General features: G+C 63.5%; 14 protein-coding genes. 5 read left to right on the top strand and 9 right to left on the bottom strand.

Going from position 1 to position 17,922, the window contains the following annotated elements; translation table 11 throughout:
* Position 1: 1 nt before the first annotated feature.
* The gene (locus NHH88_14480; protein ID USX16923.1) at positions 2 to 832 is read right to left on the bottom strand and encodes a transporter substrate-binding domain-containing protein; all 831 of its coding nucleotides are present in this window, start codon (positions 830 to 832) and stop codon (positions 2 to 4) included.
* Positions 833 to 855: 23 nt separating this feature from the next.
* Positions 856 to 1,266, bottom strand: a complete 411-nt coding sequence (locus tag NHH88_14475) for a hypothetical protein (protein ID USX16922.1) — start codon at positions 1,264 to 1,266, stop codon at positions 856 to 858.
* A 54-nt stretch (positions 1,267 to 1,320) separates the two neighbouring features.
* On the opposite strand from NHH88_14475, the gene NHH88_14470 reads away from it, so the two are divergent.
* Positions 1,321 to 1,539, top strand: coding sequence for a DUF3460 family protein (locus tag NHH88_14470; protein USX16921.1), 219 nt, complete (start codon positions 1,321 to 1,323; stop codon positions 1,537 to 1,539).
* Between the two features lie 33 nt (positions 1,540 to 1,572).
* Here NHH88_14470 and NHH88_14465 read toward each other — a convergent pair whose 3' ends face one another.
* The 3 genes from NHH88_14465 to NHH88_14455 all read right to left on the bottom strand — a co-directional run bounded on the left by NHH88_14465 (position 1,573) and on the right by NHH88_14455 (position 3,906).
* A complete protein-coding gene (locus NHH88_14465; protein ID USX16920.1) occupies positions 1,573 to 2,346 on the bottom strand; it encodes a DUF882 domain-containing protein in 774 nt (257 codons plus the stop codon).
* A gap of 88 nt (positions 2,347 to 2,434) precedes the next feature.
* Positions 2,435 to 2,914, bottom strand: coding sequence for a hypothetical protein (locus NHH88_14460; protein USX16919.1), 480 nt, complete (start codon positions 2,912 to 2,914; stop codon positions 2,435 to 2,437).
* Positions 2,915 to 3,072: 158 nt separating this feature from the next.
* Positions 3,073 to 3,906, bottom strand: a complete 834-nt coding sequence (locus tag NHH88_14455) for an EAL domain-containing protein (protein USX16918.1) — start codon at positions 3,904 to 3,906, stop codon at positions 3,073 to 3,075.
* 172 nt (positions 3,907 to 4,078) lie between these two features.
* Between NHH88_14455 and NHH88_14450 the strand changes: the two genes are divergently transcribed.
* Positions 4,079 to 4,867, top strand: coding sequence for a class II glutamine amidotransferase (locus tag NHH88_14450; protein USX16917.1), 789 nt, complete (start codon positions 4,079 to 4,081; stop codon positions 4,865 to 4,867).
* 278 nt (positions 4,868 to 5,145) lie between these two features.
* Here the strand turns inward: NHH88_14450 and NHH88_14445 are convergent, their stop codons facing one another.
* On the bottom strand, positions 5,146 to 5,688 hold the full coding sequence (locus tag NHH88_14445; GenBank protein USX16916.1) for a GNAT family N-acetyltransferase: 543 nt from the start codon (positions 5,686 to 5,688) through the stop codon (positions 5,146 to 5,148).
* Positions 5,689 to 5,995: 307 nt separating this feature from the next.
* On the opposite strand from NHH88_14445, the gene NHH88_14440 reads away from it, so the two are divergent.
* From NHH88_14440 to NHH88_14430, 3 genes are all read left to right on the top strand, one after another.
* The gene (locus tag NHH88_14440) at positions 5,996 to 7,018 is read left to right on the top strand and encodes a sulfate ABC transporter substrate-binding protein (protein ID USX16915.1); all 1,023 of its coding nucleotides are present in this window, start codon (positions 5,996 to 5,998) and stop codon (positions 7,016 to 7,018) included.
* An 83-nt stretch (positions 7,019 to 7,101) separates the two neighbouring features.
* Complete coding sequence (locus tag NHH88_14435; GenBank protein USX16914.1) at positions 7,102 to 7,323, top strand: TOBE domain-containing protein; 222 nt, start codon at positions 7,102 to 7,104, stop codon at positions 7,321 to 7,323.
* A 257-nt stretch (positions 7,324 to 7,580) separates the two neighbouring features.
* Positions 7,581 to 8,453 (top strand): serine hydrolase, encoded by an 873-nt coding sequence (locus tag NHH88_14430; GenBank protein ID USX16913.1) that lies wholly within the window; start codon positions 7,581 to 7,583, stop codon positions 8,451 to 8,453.
* A gap of 238 nt (positions 8,454 to 8,691) precedes the next feature.
* Here the strand turns inward: NHH88_14430 and recD are convergent, their stop codons facing one another.
* The 3 genes from recD to recC are packed head-to-tail and all read right to left on the bottom strand — an operon-like array spanning position 8,692 to position 17,877.
* A complete protein-coding gene (gene recD, locus NHH88_14425; GenBank protein ID USX16912.1) occupies positions 8,692 to 10,674 on the bottom strand; it encodes an exodeoxyribonuclease V subunit alpha in 1,983 nt (660 codons plus the stop codon).
* On the bottom strand, positions 10,664 to 14,410 hold the full coding sequence (recB, locus tag NHH88_14420) for an exodeoxyribonuclease V subunit beta (protein ID USX16911.1): 3,747 nt from the start codon (positions 14,408 to 14,410) through the stop codon (positions 10,664 to 10,666). The genes recD and recB overlap by 11 nt, the downstream gene beginning before the upstream one ends.
* Positions 14,407 to 17,877 (bottom strand): exodeoxyribonuclease V subunit gamma, encoded by a 3,471-nt coding sequence (gene recC, locus NHH88_14415; GenBank protein ID USX16910.1) that lies wholly within the window; start codon positions 17,875 to 17,877, stop codon positions 14,407 to 14,409. The genes recB and recC overlap by 4 nt, the downstream gene beginning before the upstream one ends.
* Between the last annotated feature and the right edge of the window lie 45 nt (positions 17,878 to 17,922).

Genomic DNA, 17,922 nt, shown 5'->3' with positions numbered 1-17,922 from the left:
CTCAGGGCGCCTTGCTGACGTCAGTGCCGAACCATTTGATCGAAATCGCCTTCAGGCTGCCGTCGGCGGCCACGTCGGCCAGCGCCTTGTTGAGCGCGGCCTTGAATTCGGGATTACCCTTGTGGAAAGGAATCCCCATGCGCTCGACCGCGCCGACCCGGGCGCCGGCCTTGATCGGCAACTTGGAGATTTTCAGCAGATAGGCCGACATCAGGCTGTCGTTGAGCGCGGCGTCGAGCCGGCCGCTGGCCAGGTCCGACATGGTGTCGGGCGCGGCCGCGTAGCTGCGCACATCGATGCCGGGCACCGCCTTGGCTTGCTGCTCGTAGACGCTGCCCTGCCCCACGCCCAGTTTCTTGCCCTTCAGGTCGGCCAGCGACGTGTAGACGGCCTTCTCGTCCTTGCGCACGATCAGCTGCGGCATCGAGTAGATATACGGAGTGGAAAAATCGAACGCCTGCTCGCGCTTGGGATTGATGCCGACCTGCGAAATGATGACGTCGTACTTATTGGCCGACAGCCCGGCCAGGATGCTGGCCCATTCGCTGCTGACGAACTCCACCTTCACGCCCAGCTTCGCCGCCAGCAGGCGCGCGACATCGACGTCGTAGCCGGCCAGCTGGCCCGTCTTCTGGTCCTTGTAGTTGAACGGCGGATACGTGCCCTCCAGCGCCACCTTCAGCGTGCCGCGCGCCTTGACGGTGGCCAGCAAGTCCGCCGCCGACGCCGCCGCGGGCAGCCATGCCGCCGCCAACAGGGTCACGGCCAGGACCCGCAGCGCAGGACGGCGTGCGGGTTTGATGGCGGAAACAAAACTGAACTGTGTCTGCATGGAATTCCTCATAGTGGCGGGCGCTACCAGGCGCCCATACGGCGGCGCAGGCCGAAGTTATGGCCCACGACCAGCATCGAGGTGGCGATCAGCCCGCTCAGCCCGATCATCAACTGTACCAGCTTATCGTCGGGCAGCACCCACAGCGAGCCCGGCGGCGCCTCGTCGGTGCGCGCCGCCGCCATGATCAGTGGCGCCACCCATTGCGCTTCCGGCGTAACATCCAATATCAGCGCGCCGTCCTGCGTGGTCTGCATGTAGATCTCGCCGCCCTCGGCCAAGGTGAAGCAGACGCCGTAACCGGTTTCATTCTTGCCAATATGTTGCTGCAGGCTGAGGTTATGCTCCTCGATCCACAGTTCGACATCGGCCGGGCTCTCCAGCCCCTGCCACGGCACCGGCTTGAAACGCGGCGGCTCGTTCTTATCTTGCATACTCATCCCATAGTCTGGCCAAGCCGCCAGTTTACTCGATAGGAGGAATAGACGATGAAATTCAAATCTTTATTCGCCCCCCGCCGCAGGGAATATGTCTCTGACTTCGGCCAGTTTCTCAACCAGTTCATGGACGAGCATCCCGAAGTCAAGCGCGACCAGGAACTCGGCTGGCGTATCTGGTGGGAGCGGCCGGTCGACCCGCGCGCGATCGACCGCGAGCGGCAGGCCAACCTGAAGCCCACCGCCTACCACTCCTATTACTACGAATAGATTACGAGTAGACGCCGCCGATGGCGGCCAGGGTCAGCCCTTCCAGGTGCGCTTGAGACCGGTATCGGCGTGGATCCAGCCGCCGCGCGGACCGGCGCGGTAATAGAAGCCGACGCCGCCCTGGCGGAAGCTCTTGACGAGGCCGCCGAGCACTTCGGCATTCAGGTTGGCGATGCGGATGTCGGCGGCACGGCCTTCGATGTGCAGCGACTGGCGCGCGGCGGGCACGCCGGCCTCGCGCAGCTTGTTGTTCGAGGCCGACGTGCGGTAGCCCGACAGTATCTCCAGCGGCGTGTCGATGCCGTAGCGCTGCACGAACGCCTGGGTGCCCCATAGCGTTTCGAACAATTTGGGATCGATGCGGGCGGTTTCCTTGCCGTTGACGTCGCGCAGCAGGTGGCACAAGTCCTGGTAGGCGGACTCGATGATCTCGCCGTCGCGCCAGTACAGCAGCTTGGCGCGCTCGTTGCTGGCGGGACGGAACACCTCGATGGTGCGCGGCTTGAGCCAGAATTCCATGTCCAGCAACTGGGCGTCGAAGATGTCGGGCGGCGGCTCGATCTCCCCCGACCCCGACCCCAGGCCGGACGGCGCCGACTGCGACGACGCCGACGGCATGCTGGCCGCCGGCCGCGCCTGCGTGATGACGGCAGGGGCCGCCACGCGCGCCGCAGGCGGCTTGGCGGCCGCGCTGGTACTGGCTTTGCGCGCGGCGCTGTCCGATGCACACCCTATCAACGGTACGGATAAAACCCCTGCCGCCGTCAACCCCAAGCCCTGCTGTAAAAACTCTCTGCGCGATGCCATAGCTATTCCGTAAAACTCGATAGGGATACTATAGCGTAAGCAGGGGGAAATGAAAAACACGGCAGCACCGCCGCGTAAGCTCTACGGGCTAGCGCACCGCCAGCCGCACCGCCCTTTCCGGCAAGACCACGCCATTCGCCAAGGTCTGCTGTGGCACGACCATGGTCACCCAGCCGCTGACCTTTTCGTCGTCCAGCAGGTTGATTTCCATCTTCAACTGCCGGTCCAGCGCCACGAAGGCGTTCGGCGCGGCCGCGACGAGCTTGTGCCACTGGCCGTTATCGATGCGGGCATACATATGCAGCCCCCTGGGCGCGATCGACAAGGTCTGGCCGTTGGACAGCACATAGCCGCCCCGGTAGTCGTCGTAGTCCTGCGGCCACATCTTGCGATAGCGCTCCGGCAGCTCGATGCGCAACCGGTCGTCGGCTTGCGTTGCCTTGTATGGGACCGGGACCGACTGCGGTGCAGGCTGCGATGGCTCGATTTGCGGCTGTGCCTGCACCGACGACGCCACCGTCAATACCGCCGCCCCAATCACCACCTTGACCACGTTCATCCGTTTCATGATGACTCCTTTATTTATAGTCCGAGCTCTATATTTAAGCAGCCATGCGGGAAACCGCAAATGCAAACTCGCTATCGGCGGCCGGGCGGCATCGGTATTAAATATGAGTCATGGCCCAAGACGACACAGGATAAACGTATCGAAAGCCGGCGCCGCTGTTACGCGGCCGCGGCCACCGGCTCCGGTTGGAGCAAGGCCGCGCGCGGCTCATCGAGCAGATAGCCTTGCGCCAGCAGCGGCACGCCGGCGGCGTCGCCCAACTGTCGCAGCACCGTCAGCGTCTGCGGCGTTTCCACGCGTTTGAACAGCACCGACACATTGGCCTCGGCCGAGCGCCGTAGCAAGGTGAGCAGGTTCTCGGTGTCGTGCAGCTCGCGCGCGTCGAGCTTGAACACGTCGGGACGCAGACGGTCCAGCACCTGCAGCCCGTCCTGGGCGCCGGCCACATTGACGGCGAAACGGAAACCGTTGCGCCGGTAGTTGTCCGACACGTAGTTCAACAGCCAGCCCTGCTGCGGCGTGGCCGCCGGCAGTTGCAGCACGATGCGCGACAGCGGCAGCTCCAGCGCATCGAGGATGCGCCGGAACGCGTGGCCGTGGTTGCTGCTGACGGCGCTGAGCAAGCGGTCGTGCACGTTCAGGTACAGATCGGCGTCGGCGTTGGGCGCCGTGTCGGCCTGGCGGAAGAAATTTATCGAATGCAGCATGCGGCACAAACGGTCGAGCTCGATCGACTCGTCGTCGCTGGCCGCGTGGTCGAGCAGCTTCCACAGCGACAATCCCATGTCCTGCGCCGACACGCTGCGCGCCAGCCCCTCGTAGGCGTGGATGGCGCCGTTCTCGAGCTGACGGACCGGCTGAAAGGCGCTGCTCATGGTGCAATTGAAAAACCGTCCCTGCGCCTTGCCCTCGTGATCGAGCCAGATGCTGGTGGCGGCGCCGGTCGCGTCGGATAAACGCGCCAGGTATTTTTGCAGAACGGGAAATGACATGGGTTCCTCGACGGATACAGGCAATGTCGACAGCGTATGCGGGCGCGGGAAAAAGCAGAACGAATGCTTTCGCCTATGGATATGCCAAAACATTCCTTCCGCTCGCCCGGGGGCGCGGCTATTGTGGGGCATCGTCAACCACACCCCCAGACCCATGTGCCAACTACTCGCTATGAACAGCAGCAAGCCTGCCGCCGTGGACTTTTCGTTCGCGGGCTTTGCCGAACGGGGCGGCCGCACGGGCGAGCACAAGGACGGTTGGGGCATCGCGCTGCACACCAGCACCGGCTGCCGCCTCTACACGGACTTCCTGCCATCGATCGACTCGCCGTTGGCGGCGCAATTCAAGCAAAACCCGATCAAGGCGAAAAACGTCGTGGCGCATATCCGCAAGGCCACGCAAGGCCGCATCTCGCTGGAAAACAGCCATCCGTTCACGCGCGAACTGTGGGGCCAGACCTGGTCGTTCGCCCATAACGGCGATCTGAAGCTGTTCAATCCAAACCCCAGCCTGTACGCACCCTGGGGCGACACCGACAGCGAGCGGGCTTTCTGCCACCTGCTGTCGGGCCTGGCGCTGCGGTTCGAGCAAGCGCCGCCGCGCCACCTGCTGTACCGGACACTGGAAACGCTGGCCGGGGAGATCGCCGACTACGGCACCTTCAACTTCGTTTTGTCGAACGGCGAGCTGCTGTTCGCCCATTGCAGCACCGACCTGCATTTCGTGGTGAGGGAGTATCCGTTTTCGGTGGCGAAGCTGATCGATTGCGATCTCAGCATCGATTTCAGCAAGCATAACCATCTGGACGACCGCATCGCCGTCATCGCCACGCAGCCGCTGACGTCGAACGAAGCGTGGACCAGGCTGGCGCCGGGCGAGCTCAAACTGTTCGTCGGTGGTGAGGAAGTGGGAGCGACGCCCGCGAGGCGCGAGGAATGGCAGCTGGCCGTGTGCTGCTGAGGAGCCGCCGGCGGCGCAGGCATGGCGGATTACGCTTCGCTAATCCGCCCTACGTGTCTCCAAGGATGGGCGTCCTTCGTGGCCTACTGCCAGCAGCATAATCTGGAGACACGTAGGGCGGATTAGCCGAAGGCGTAATCCGCCATCGACTACGTGTCTCCAAGGATGGGCGTCCTTCGTGGCCTACTGCCAGTAGCATAATCTGGAGACACGTAGGGCGGATTAGCCGAAGGCGTAATCGGCCATCGACGAGCCGCCACCAAAGCAAGCCTGGGCGACTACGCCGAATTACAATTACAAAACCGCTTGCGCTTGGCCGCATCCGGCGCGCCGGCCTCGTCGAGCTGCTTCCAGAAGAAGATCGTCTCCACGCCATACGGCGAGCGGACCTTGCCCGCATCCACATACCCGCGCCGCGCGAAAAACTCCTGTCCGGTAGCCGTGCTATGCAACTGCAAGGCTTTGACACCCCAAGTGCAAGCCTGTTCCTCGACCCGCGCCAGCAGCGCCTTGCCGACGCCCTGCCCGCGCGCCTCCGGCAACAGATAGCACAACGCCAACTTGCCGGCGCCGGTCAGCAAAGCAACGCCGATCACGACACCTTCGCTGACCGCGACCAGCGAAAAATTGGTGGGCGAACTGAACCAGTTGGCCACCATCTGCGAAGTTTTGTTGCCCAACCACGCATCCAGGATCGCTGGATCGTTCTTATGGTCGAGCTCACAGCACTCCGTGATAGAACGGCGCAAAACGTTGCACGCCGCGTCCGCATCTGTCGAAACAGCAATACGAACTTCAAGACTCCGAATTTCAAGACTCATGTACGCTCACAAATATTCCCGATAGCAAAATGAAGCGTTCTAACGCCTTCTCAGTGCCTGATTCGACTATACACCAAGCTGCCAAAGCCGTTGCGGACGCACCAGGATTCAGTGTCGCGGCGCCGGTTTTCCCTATGACAGCCTAGTGGCTGGCCCTGCTTTTGCCCACGAATGTTTTCAAAAATCGTTATACGGTTTTTAACGAAAACTTCGCGCGATCCATACGGTCTAAGCATATTACGAAAAATTCGTATCTTTTCCGGGCGAAATTTTACACCATGGGCGTCTGTTATTACGAAAGCTTATTATGACCAACAAAAATCCTGCTCGCCGTCTCGTTGTCACCTCATTCCTGGCCGCCTCGGCGCTTTTCATGGGCCTGCCGCTTCAAGCGAGCGCCGCCGAACCTGTGCTGCTGAACGCCTCGTACGACGTCGCGCGCGAATTGTTCAAGGATATCAACCCCGTATTCGTTGCCGAGTGGAAGAAGACCACCGGGGAAACCGTCAACGTCAACCAATCGCACGGCGGCTCGTCCAAGCAGGCCCGCTCGGTCGCCGACGGCATGGAAGCGGCCGTTGTGAGCATGAACCAAGCCAATGACATCGATATGCTGGCAGATCGCGGCTTGGTGGTGCAGGACTGGGCCAAGAAGTTCCCCAACAACGCCGCGCCGTTCTACTCGACCATGGTATACCTCGTCCGCAAGGGCAATCCGAAGCAGATCAAGGATTGGGCCGACCTAGCCAAGCCGGGCGTCAAGGTTGTCATCCCGAATCCGAAGACCGCAGGCAACGGCCGCTACACCTATCTGGCGGCCTGGGGCTCTGTGGTGAAAAAAGGCGGTACCGAGGCGCAAGCGCGCGACCTCGTCACCAAAATCTTCAAGAACGTACCGGTGCTGGACGCTGGCGGACGCGGCGCCACCACCACTTTTACCCAGCGCGACATCGGCGACGTGCTGGTGACCTTCGAAAACGAAGTGAACATGGTGCGCGCCGAGTTCGGCGACAACTTCGAAGTGGTCTATCCGTCGATCTCCATCCTGGCCGAATCGCCGGTGGCTGTGGTCGACAAGGTGGTCGATCGTCGCGGCTTGCGCAAGCAGGCCACCGGCTACCTGAATTTCCTTTACACCGAGGCGGCACAGGACATCATCGCCAAGCACTACTTCCGTCCGCGTTCGGAAAAAGCCTTCAAAAAGTACAGCGCCAACTTCCGTCAAATCAACATGTTCACGGTCGATGACGTATTCGGCGGCTGGAAAGCGGCCCAGAAGAAGCACTTTGACGACGGCGGCGAATTCGACAAGATCTACCAGAACAAATAAGGTTATACGGATCGATTCGTTTGCAAAGACCGTGAATGCCCGTAATCTGGACATGTAGTAACTAACCAGACAAAGGATGCACGATGGCCATTTCTGAAATTAACGTACGTAACCAGTTCCGCGGCAAGATCAAGGAAATCATCTTCGGGCCCGTCGTCTCGGAAGTCGATGTGGAAACCCAGCACGGTATCGTCACCTCGGTGATCACATCGCGTTCCATCCACGATTTGGACCTGAAAGTGGGCAGCGAAGTGATCGCCCTGGTCAAATCCACCGAGGTCTCGATCGCCAAGATCAGTAGCTGAGCCGTCAAACATCAGCGACACCCCGCAACACGGGCCGCCGCCGCAGCCTGAAACCGATAAAGCCCCGAGCGCTCCCCCGCCTCGGGGCTTTATTTCTGGCTGATACAAAATAATAGAATCCGTAGGTTACATACAATAGACGAGAAACCACTTTAATGTTATCGTCTATCCTTCGTATTGCCGCATAGCTAGTCTTAGTTTTGCGTCGCGCCTTCTTCAGGCGCCCGTTTCACTCCTCACTCCCAAGAATACCTAACATGCTCAAGAAAATTGTCGCTGTATTGCTGAGTACGTTCACTGCGGCAGCGCTCGCAGTGCCGCTCGGCTCACAGTCCGTGCTGGTCGTCGAAGACGCTACCGGCAAGGTCCTGCTCGAAAAGAATTCCAACGTTCAAGTCCCGATCGCCTCGCTGACCAAGCTGATGACCGCGATGGTGGTGCTCGACTCCAAACCGGACATGACGCAGCCTATCAGCATCGACCAGTCCGACGTGGATATGTTGAAGCACAGCACTTCGCGCGTTCCGGTTGGCGCCGAAATCGCCCGTGGCGATGTGTTGCAGTTGGCGCTGATGTCGTCAGACAACCGCGCCGCCGCGTCGCTGGCACGTACCTATCCGGGTGGTCCTGCCGCGTTCAAGGCGGCGGTCAACGCCAAGATTCGCGCGCTGGGTTTGACCCAGACCGTGATCGAGGAGCCGACCGGTTTGTCGCCGCATAACCGCTCGACCGCGACCGATCTGGTCAAAATGGCAAAGGCCGCTTCGGCCTATCCGGAGATCGCCCGCATCACTACCGACACCAAGGACATCATCAAGATTAAGGGTCGCCAGGTGGAGTATCACAACACTAACCGCCTGGTCGGCGCCAAGGGTTGGGATGTCGGTTTGTCGAAAACCGGGTACACCGAAGAGGCGGGTCGTTGCCTGATCATGCGCTTCAAATCTGGTGGCAAGGACAACACTTTGGTGTTGTTGAATGCGAAAGCAAATTCGGCACGGTTGATGGATGCGTTCAATATCCGTCGCTTTATTTCGGGCCCGATTGAGAAACCAAAAGTATTGAAGGCTGCGGCAAAAACCAAGAAGAAAGTTATCAAGGCCAGCAAGCGGAATCGTCGGGCGATGTGATTTTTTGCTGTTTTCTGACTTTAAAAACCGGACCTTGGGTCCGGTTTTTTTTCGTCTCCGGGATTGGCGCTGCGCGGTGGAGGTGTTGGCGGAGCTTGGCGGATTACGGCGGTCCGTCTAATCCGCCCTACGTGTTTCCGTTATTACGCACCCTTCTTATGCCGGATTTTGGTGTTTTCATGCTAATTTTTGGCTTATTTAGGACGTCGAACAGCCTTGGCCTGTTCGTTTCGGTCGTTCAGTTGTCGAGGAGGTTGCGCAGGCCGCTGGCGCGTTGGGTGCGCTGGGCGATGGCGTCGAGCAGGACTTGGCCGTTGGGGGTGAGTAACGTAAAGTAGTCGCGAGCGCGGGTGATGCCGGTGTAGATCAGCTCGCGGGCCAGCATGCCGCCGCTGTCTTTCGGCAGCACCAGCACGGTATGCTTGAACTCGGAACCTTGTGATTTATGCACCGTCATGGCGAACGCGGTTTCCACATTTCGCAGCCGCGTGGCGAGCACGCTGCGGACATTTTCGCCTTCCGAAAAGTATACGCGCAGCGCTCCCGGACGCGCCGGGTCCGGCAAAGTCAGGCCGATGTCGCCGTTGAAAACGCCGGTGCCGTAGTCGTTGCGTGTGACCATGACCGGCCGCCCGACGTACCATTCGCCGGTTCTTTTCAGTAATCCGGCCGATTGCAATCTTTTCTCGATGACATCATTCAAGCCGGTCACACCCCACTCGCCTTCACGCACCGCGCACAGAATCCGGAAGGTTTCGAAGCTATCCAGCACAGATTTCACCCAAGCAAGTCGTACGATCTCTTCGCCTTCTGGTGCACCCGCGGCGATCATTTTGAGGTAATCCTGATAACCCCCGGCGGCCCCCTGGCGGCCCGCCAAAGCCAGTTGTAAGAGGTCCGCCGGTTGCGCCGGATCGATCCAGGCGACCTTTTCTTCTTCGCTTGCACGCAAAACATTGACCGCAGCGGCCGCGTCGCCGGCGTTGACAGCCAGCGCCAACGCGCCGATCGGGCCGCCAAAACGACGGCTTTCACGCAGCATTACCGTTTGCTGCGCGATCGGGCCGCCGTTGCCGGCGAAGCTGGCCGGCAATTCCTGCCCTGTGCTTTCTAGCACGTATGTCAACGTTTCGGCGCCGTAGGCACCGGCTTCGGCGTTGTGGCACAGGTCGCCAAGCACCGCGCCGGCCTCAACGGAAGCGAGCTGATCCTTGTCACCCAGCAGGATCAAGGTGGCGCTCGGAGGTAGCGCGGCCAGCAGCGCCGACATCATTTCCAGGTGAATCATTGACGCTTCATCAACAATCAGCACGTCGACATCGAGCTGGTTGCCGGCGTGATGCTGAAACGCGCGCGTATCGGGCCGCGCACCCAGCAAACTGTGCAAAGTTCGGGCTGCGCCCAGTTCACGTTCCGGCATCACCTCGCGCACCCGCTGGTCCAGGCCGGCAAGCGCGACGTCGATGGATTGCTTCAGGCGCGCCGCCGCCTTGCCGGTCGGCGCCGCCAGGGCGACGCGCAAATCCGAATGCCTGCCGCCGCTCGTGGCGAACAACAAGGCCAATAAGCGGGCGACGGTATACGTCTTGCCCGTGCCGGGGCCGCCCGTGATGATGCCGAGCTTGCCACGCATGGCCACCGCGCACGCGACTTTTTGCCAATCGACACCGCCGCCGCGCGCCGCGTGGGGGAAAAGGATGTCGAGCCAACGGCGCACACCGGCCACTTCGTTGTCGGCGTCGATGGCGATGACGCCGCCGAGCGCGCGGCTGCGCACCGCCTTGGCGACCAGCGTTTCGTCACGCCAATAGCGTCGCAGATACAGGCGTTCGCCATCCAGCACCAGCGGCTGCTGGAAATCGAGGTCGCCAACCGGCCAGACCTGGTCGCAACCTGCCAGCAAAGCCCGCCAAGCGGCGGCGTTTTTCGGCCAGGGGGCGACCGTGTCGCGCAGTTCGCGCCACTCGTCGCCCGTCCAGCCCAGCAAGGCGGCGGGGTCGGCCGACAGTTCATCCAGCATCAAACAGCTGTGCCCACGCCCTTCCAGTTCCGACAACAGCACGCAAGCAACCATCAACGGCGGCGAACTGCTGCCAACGGAAGCGATGAAGCGCGCAAAAGCGCCGCTTAGCCGGCGCAGATGGCCGCTTTCGGTCAGCGCGTCGATCTGTGCGAACAGCGGCGCGGAAGCCTCGGATATCGGCCGTGTTTCAATACTCATGCTGTGCCTCGCCGTGTGCCGGACCGGAATAGCCGAGCAATTGATCCAATCCGTCCAATAACGCCGGGTCCGGCGCCATCCAGTAGCAACCCCGCGTTTGCGTGTTGGCGATACCCCGCAGGAACAGGAAAACCGCCCCGCCCAGATGTTCGGCCGGATCGTAGCGGCCGCCGAGGCGGCTTTGCAGCAGCCGGTGCAGCGCCAACATATATATAGCGCCCTGAATATCGTAGCGATGCTCGGCGATCGCCGCGATCAGCGCCGGCTCGTGATAGGCGGAGTCACCCGCGCCCAGCGCGTTCGACTTGTAATCGAGTACCCAGAATTTGCCCTCGTGCTCGAACACCAGGTCGGCGAAGCCTTTCAGCATGCCGTGCAGCTGGCGCTCCGGCAGCGACGGCCGCGCCGCGCCCTCCAGCAAATGCGCGACGCACAATTGATCCAGCGCGCCGGTATCGAGCCGCTCGCTCGGGAACCAGAACTCCATCTCCGGCAGCGGCGCTTCGATGCGGCTTAGCGGCGCGTTCACATACGGCAGTTCGGTGGTGGCGATCTCGCGCAGCCAGGCCAAGGTGTCGCCAAGGCGGTTGCCCCAGCCAGCCCGTTCCACCCTGCGCGTCAAGCGCGCCTCGAAGTTCTCCTGTTCGACGATGGCGAAGCCCTCCTCGCCCATCCACTCCAGCTGCTCGTGCAGGAAGTTACCCGGCACGGAACCGCGCGGGAAGCGATGCCACGGCGCGTCCTCGACCCGCACCGGCAGCACGATGCCAGGCACATCGCCGTCTTCCAGCAAGGTGGCCTGCGATCCATCGCGCGGCACGGGCGCCGCACCCAAGTTGTCGGAGGAGCCGATCATGCCGGTCGGCCCGGTGCGCCGCGCCAGCGAGCTGAAACTGCCGACCGACCAGTCACGCTCGAAACGACCGGTGTAATGCAACGGCTCCAGCAACGGCGGGCGCTGTTCGATTCGGCTCAAGCGCGTCGGCGCTTGCGGAGTCATGTCCAGGGTGACGATGCTGATCGCCGCGCAGCCTTTGCAAGTGTGCTCCCAACGCTCCATCACCAGATCGGACGGCAGGGCCTCGCCGCCGGTGAGCAGGTAGCCGAGCGCCGATTCGTGCAAGGTGTTGTCGCCTGCCTTGCGGCTGGCCAGCGCCGTTACGCCCAGCCAGAGGAAGTGGCGCGCGCGCGTCAGCGCCACGTACAACAGGCGCAAATCCTCCTGCAGGCGCGCGCGTTCGACCAGTTCCATTGCCGTCTCGGTCAGCGCCATGTCGATCTTACGCACGCCGTCGTCGTCGCTGAATTCGAAGAAGCTGCGGTTGCGCCGCTCCACCTTGCGCGCCGTGACGGCGAACGGCAGATACACCAGCGGATACTCCAAGCCCTTCGATTTATGGACCGTGACGACTTTCACCAGTTCGGCATCGCTTTCCAGACGCAGTACGCGCTCGTCGCCGGCGCCCTCGCCGCCTTCGATCTGTTCGGCGAGCCAGCGTATCAACGCCTGCTCGCCATCGAGCTGGCGGCTGGCCGATTGCAGCAACTCGGCCAAATGCAGCAGATTGGTCAAGCGCCGCTCGCCGCCCGGTTGCCGCAGCAAGGCGGCCGGCAATTGCAGCTCATGGATGAAACGGCGCAGCATCGCCAGCACGCCCTGACGCTGCCAGATGATGTGCAGCGCTTTCAACTGCTCGACGCGCTCCTCCCATGCCAGTTCGTCCGATGTCATCAGGGCCAGTTCCGCCAGTTCCAGTCCAGCCGTGCGGGTGGCGTAGGCGGCACGCGCCAACGCGCCGTCGAGCGGATTGGCGACCGCCGACAGCCAGCGCAGCACGTCGGCCGCCTCCTCGCTGTCGGTCACCGAATCCTTGTCCGACAAATAGACGCTGGCGATCTGGCGCCGCTGCAGCGCGCGGCGTATCGCCGCCGCCTCCTTGCGGTCGCGCACCAGCACCGCGATGTCGGCCGGCTTCAGACGTTCGAATCCCTCCGGGCCGTCGAAGCCGGCGCGTTCGTCGTTGAGCTTCGCGACGATGTCCTCGGCGCAGTGGTGGGCGAAAAACTCGCGGTAGCTGTCGGCTTTCAGGTCCTGCGCGGCGCTGCAGGCCACCACCAGCGCCGGCACGTCGCCGTCGGCGTCGACCATGCGCTCCTTGCGGCCCTTGGCGCCGACCGCCTCGAACGGCAGCGGATTGACACGCGTGCCGGGATCGCGGAAGCGGAACGCGCCAAGTCCGAAACCGCCCTGCGCCGCCTCGCCCTCGGCGATCATGAACAGATGGTTGACCGCTTCGACCACCGGCTTGGTTGAGCGGTAGTTGGTGCCCAGCTGATAATGACGCCCCGTCGTGGCCTTGCGGGCGGACAGATAGCTGTGGATGTCGGCGCCACGGAAACCGTAGATCGACTGCTTCGGATCGCCGATCAGGAACAGGCCCGTCTCCGTATCGTTATCCGCCACTCGGTACAGCAGGTTGAAAATCTGGTACTGGTTCGGCGCCGTGTCCTGGAACTCGTCGACCATCGCCACCGGATACTGCTCGGTGATGCGCTTGCGCAGTGCGTCCGCGTTCTCGCCCTGGAGCGCGGCGTTCAGGCGGTCCAGCATGTCGGCGAAACCGAACTGGCGGTTGCGTTTTTTCAGTTCGTCCATGCGGTTGGCGACCGAGGCGGCGGCGTGGCGGTACAGCGCGTGCGCCATCGGTTCCAGCTCGTCGAGCGCCTGCTTCAGCACCTCGGTGGCGTCGAAGTCTTCGGGGATGGCGGCACTGAAGCCCTTGGAGAAGGCGTCCTCAATGCCCCACGGCGTAAGCCGCTTCCAGGCCGTGTCGGTAATCTCGGGCAGCACCGCGCCGGGATCGAGCGCCCACGCGCGCAGGCCGTTGAACCAGCCGACCAGCGAATCGGGCCGCATCTTGTTACCGTTGAAGCACTTGGGCGACATCTCGCGGTGCTGGGCGATCCACTGTTCCATGCGGTTGGCGCGCTCGTTCCAGCCGGCCTTCAACCCGGCCAATTGCGCCAGCTGCTCGCGCTGGACGGCGCCGATCAGCGCCCCCAGCGACTGCGTCGCATCGACGTCGCCGATGATGTCGGCGCGCTTGACCAGCTCACGGATAGACTTTTTCATCACGCCGACGTCGCTCCAGCAGGACAACAACGCGTCCAGCGACACGGCGTTGAGCGGATAGACCTGCTGCCGCCAGTAGTCGTGGGCGGCATCCTCGAACAGCGCCTGCTCGTCGCTGACCAATTCCTCGTCGAACAGGCTGCCGCTGTCGAAGGCGTGCTCGCGCAGCATGCGCTGGCACCAGGCGTCGATGGTGAAAATGGCCGCTTCGTCCATCGTCTCCGCCGCCAGCATCAGCCGGTGCGCGGCCTGCTGCCGCTCGGCGTGGCTCGGGTATGATTCCAGGATCGCGTCCAGATAATCGTCGCGCGTGTCATCATCACCCATATCTTCGAAGCGGCGCACGTAGGCCGCCGCCTCCACCAGCCGCTCGCGCACCCGGTTCGACAACTCGCGCGTGGCGGCGCGGGTAAAGGTCATCACCAGGATGTCGGCCGGCAGCAGCGGCCGCCGGTAACCGTTCTCGCCGCCATGGCCCAGCACCAGCCGCACATACAGCGCGGCGATGGTCCAGGTCTTGCCGGTGCCGGCGCTGGCCTCGATCAGGCGCGAACCGTGCAGCGGGAAGGTCAGCGGAGCGAGTTGGTTGGCGACGTTGTTCATGCCTGGCTCCCCGCCTCGATGGCCTCGATCGTGATGTGGTGTTCCAGCCAGTTCGCCAGCGGCCCGTATAAGGCCTCCGAGACATCGAAGAAATCCGGTTGCGCGCTGAGCGCGGCGAAGTCGGGCCACAGGCGGGCCAGGCACAGCTCCTCGTTCTCGCCGGAGATCTCGAAACCGCCGTCGTAGACCGCGCGCGGATCGCCGCCCTGCGCCAGCGCCAGCGCGGTTTTGCAGGCGGTGGGCAAAGGACGGTTCATGCCGTCGCGCCACAGGCATACCAGTTCGCGCAGCGCTTCCAGCGCCTCGTCGCGCGGCAGCGGCTTCATTGTCACGATGGCGTCGCGCGCCACCAGGTAGCCGGTGACCGGCATTCCGGCAGCGGCGGCGGCCAGCTGCCGCAACCACATCGCGATCAATTTGTCGCCGCGCGGCTTGCCCTGCTTGTCCGTCACCTTGGAGGACATTTGTGTCAGCCACACCGTCTCGATGCCGTTGCTGCGCAATTGGTCGATCCAATCGTCAACGCGCACGCCGGCCAGCACCAGGCTCAATGCCACCTTGGCGGCGGGCTGCGGATAATGCTCGCGCAAGGTGAGCCAGGCGCAGCGCACCGGCACCAGCGCCTCGACCAGCTGGCGCTGATACTGCTGCCCGATCAACCCGATCGGCAGCACACCTTCGCGCGCCAGCCGTTCCGCGCGTTCGGTCAGCTTGTCGTAGACTTCCTCGATCTGCTCCGCGTCGGCGCCGTCATCGAGCATCGTATCTTCGAGCAGGTAGCGTTCCAGCGCGTTCAGCGAGAACGGTTCCTCGTCCTCGCCCACCAGCGCCGATTCGCCGAACATGACACCAAGTCGCTGGCGGAAGAAGAAGCGCACCGGCTGACGCACGAAATTATTCAGGCTGATGAGTTTGAGGCTGAATTTATCGTCGATGTCGAACGGCGGCAGCTCGGACGATGCCGCAGCCGCCGCCCCCTCATCGCCATCCTCCCCGGCCTTGTGCGCCTCGCGCCATTCGCGCGCATAGGTCAGCAGGCCGCCGGCCTCGAAATAACGGCGGCTGAACGGCTGCAACGCGTGCTCGGTGGTGCGCGCGTGCAGATCCAGTTGCCAACCGTTGGCCAGATAATCGCGCAGCTGCGACACCAGCACCGACGCCGGCTGCTCGCTGTTGTCGCGCACATTGCGTCCCACCCAGCTGATATACAGCTTGTCGCGCGCGGCCAGCAGCGCCTCCAGCATCAGGTAGCGGTCGTCGTCGCGGCGCGAGCGGTCGCCCGGACGCGCCATGCCCGGCTGCGCCAGCAGATCGAAATCGGCCTTCGGCGCCCGGCGCGGGAAGTCGCCATCGTTCATGCCGAGCAGGCACACCACGCGGAACGGCACGGCGCGCATCGGCATCAAGGTGCAGAAGGTCACGCCGCCGGAGACGAATTGGTGGTTCAGGGTCGGCTCGTCCATCAAGCCTAGCCACGCCTCGCGCAGCACCGCGAGCGGCACCGCTTCGTCGAACTGCGCGCCTTCACAGGTTTCCAGCCAGTTGTTGAGGGCATCGTCCAGCTGCGCCAGGGTCAGGCGGTCGCCCTCCTCGCCCGCGCTGAAGAACGCCGCCAGCAAGGCGCGCGCCTGCACGCCCCAGTCGGCCGGCGAACGCGCCTGCGCCAGCACTGCGCGCCAATGCAGCAGCGCCTCGACCAGTTGTGCCAGCGAGCCGGCCAGCGCGGCATCGAGACCGCCGACCTCCGAAAACGGCTCGATGCCGGCGAAGCTGGCCCCGGCGTCGCCCCCGCCGCCACTGGCATAACCGAGCAGCATGCGGCGCACGCCGAAGATCCAGGCGTTCTGTTCGCCCGCCGGGCCGAGCCCAAGGCCGCTGCGGTGCTCCTGGTCCAGGCCCCAGCGCACGCCGGCGCCTTCGATCCACAACCCCAGGGTCGGCAGGTCTTCCTCGCCAAGGCCGAAGCGCGAGGCCAGCGCCGGTACGTCCAATAAGTCGCGGATCTCGCTTTGACGGCAGCGCTGCTGCGGCAATCGCAACAGCCACTCCAGCGCCACCAGCAGCGGATTGACGCTGCGGTCGTTGACGTCGCCGATTTCAAACGGAATGTAGCGCGTGTCGCTACGGCGGTGCTGCGCGAAGACCGCATGGATCGCGGCCGAGAAGGTATCGATGTCCGGCACCATCACCACCACGTCGCGCGGACGCAACGGCTGCGCGCCATCTGCGGCGTCGGCGCCGGCGAACATCTTCAGCAACTGGTCGTGCAGCACTTCCACCTCTCGCTGCACGCTGTGGGTGATGTGGAATTCGATCGAGCGGTCGTCGTCCGATGGCGGAACATGCGGATGCTCGGACAGCGGCAGCAGATCGCGCACGGCGGCCTGCACCTGCGACAACAGGGTTCCGCCCTCGCCCTCGCTGAACAAATCGATACGCAGCGGCGCCACGTGGTCGTCATCTCCAGCTTCGCTGGCGATGGCCGCCGCGCTGGCCGAGGCTTCGTCGAACTCGTCGAGCATGCGGACAAAGTCGCGTCCCTGACGCCCCCAGCTGGCCAACAGCGGATGGCTGTGAGCATGCAGCTCTTCGAGCGGGATCTGGCCCAGATCCTGGCCGTTGCGCAGTTGCTGGCGGCGGTGCGCGGAGCGCAGCAGGTCGCGCCCTTCGATGATGTCGCCCCAATAGAACTGGCACGGATTGGGCACGGCCAGCACCACTTGGGCGTAACGCGCCAGCGAGGCGAGCGCCTGCAGGCTTTGATACGGCAGCGCCGACACGCCGAAAATGACGATGCGGCGCGGCAGGCGCCCGAGCGGCGCTTCGCCGGCGGCGCTGGCGCGCACGAATTCCGTGTGCACCGTCGCGCGGCCCAGGTCCCGCTCCTCCGGATCGACGTCGGCGATCACCGCGCGCCACAACTGGCCCTGCCAGCGCTGGTCGTCCGGCAGCGGCACGGCTTCGTTGCGCGCGTTGCGCAATTGATCGCGGCCATGCGCCCAGTCGTCCAGCCAGTCGGCGCGGTACACCTGGTACTGGTCGAACAAGTCGGCCAGCCGCTCGGCCAGCTGCAAGCGCCGCTCCGCCTCGCCGTCGGCGAGGAAGTGGCGCAATGGCGTGAAAACGGGATCGGCCAGCAAGGTGGGCAGCAGGCGCATCAGGCGCCAGGTCAGCGGGCCTTTGTCGAAGGCGGAGCGGACCGGCACCCGGTCGCGCCCCAGCATGCCGCGATAGGTTTCCCAGAGAAACCGGGCCGGCAGCGCCACGCGGGTGGCGGCGCACACGCCCATTTCCTCGGCCAGCGCGATCTTCAGCCACTCGGCCACGCCGTTCGACTGCACCAGGAAGATATCCGATTCCAACGCCCCGAGCGGGTGATTGCGCAGCCATTGGAACACAGCCGCGCGCAGCTGCTCCATTTGATTGCCGTGCAAAATCAACAAGCCGGGGGTGATGCTGGGTTGCATAAGACTCTTTATAGGGGACGAAGCGCGATCAACACGCCGCAGTAA

The sequence above is a fragment of the Oxalobacteraceae bacterium OTU3CAMAD1 genome (genome assembly GCA_024123915.1).
GTDB lineage: Bacteria > Pseudomonadota > Gammaproteobacteria > Burkholderiales > Burkholderiaceae_D > Rugamonas.
The sequence above is the reverse complement of the archived record's forward strand: the minus strand, read 5'-3'. Positions and strand labels throughout refer to the sequence as shown.

Bases quoted from the DNA above. Each gene is read 5' to 3' on its own strand.
- NHH88_14480 (USX16923.1), bottom strand. From the start codon at position 832: ATGCAGACACAGTTCAGTTTTGTTTCCGCCATCAAACCCGCACGCCGT.
- NHH88_14475 (USX16922.1), bottom strand. From the start codon at position 1,266: ATGCAAGATAAGAACGAGCCGCCGCGTTTCAAGCCGGTGCCGTGGCAG.
- NHH88_14470 (USX16921.1), top strand. From the start codon at position 1,321: ATGAAATTCAAATCTTTATTCGCCCCCCGCCGCAGGGAATATGTCTCT.
- NHH88_14465 (USX16920.1), bottom strand. From the start codon at position 2,346: ATGGCATCGCGCAGAGAGTTTTTACAGCAGGGCTTGGGGTTGACGGCG.
- NHH88_14460 (USX16919.1), bottom strand. From the start codon at position 2,914: ATGAAACGGATGAACGTGGTCAAGGTGGTGATTGGGGCGGCGGTATTG.
- NHH88_14455 (USX16918.1), bottom strand. From the start codon at position 3,906: ATGTCATTTCCCGTTCTGCAAAAATACCTGGCGCGTTTATCCGACGCG.
- NHH88_14450 (USX16917.1), top strand. From the start codon at position 4,079: ATGAACAGCAGCAAGCCTGCCGCCGTGGACTTTTCGTTCGCGGGCTTT.
- NHH88_14445 (USX16916.1), bottom strand. From the start codon at position 5,688: ATGAGTCTTGAAATTCGGAGTCTTGAAGTTCGTATTGCTGTTTCGACA.
- NHH88_14440 (USX16915.1), top strand. From the start codon at position 5,996: ATGACCAACAAAAATCCTGCTCGCCGTCTCGTTGTCACCTCATTCCTG.
- NHH88_14435 (USX16914.1), top strand. From the start codon at position 7,102: ATGGCCATTTCTGAAATTAACGTACGTAACCAGTTCCGCGGCAAGATC.
- NHH88_14430 (USX16913.1), top strand. From the start codon at position 7,581: ATGCTCAAGAAAATTGTCGCTGTATTGCTGAGTACGTTCACTGCGGCA.
- recD (USX16912.1), bottom strand. From the start codon at position 10,674: ATGAGTATTGAAACACGGCCGATATCCGAGGCTTCCGCGCCGCTGTTC.
- recB (USX16911.1), bottom strand. From the start codon at position 14,410: ATGAACAACGTCGCCAACCAACTCGCTCCGCTGACCTTCCCGCTGCAC.
- recC (USX16910.1), bottom strand. From the start codon at position 17,877: ATGCAACCCAGCATCACCCCCGGCTTGTTGATTTTGCACGGCAATCAA.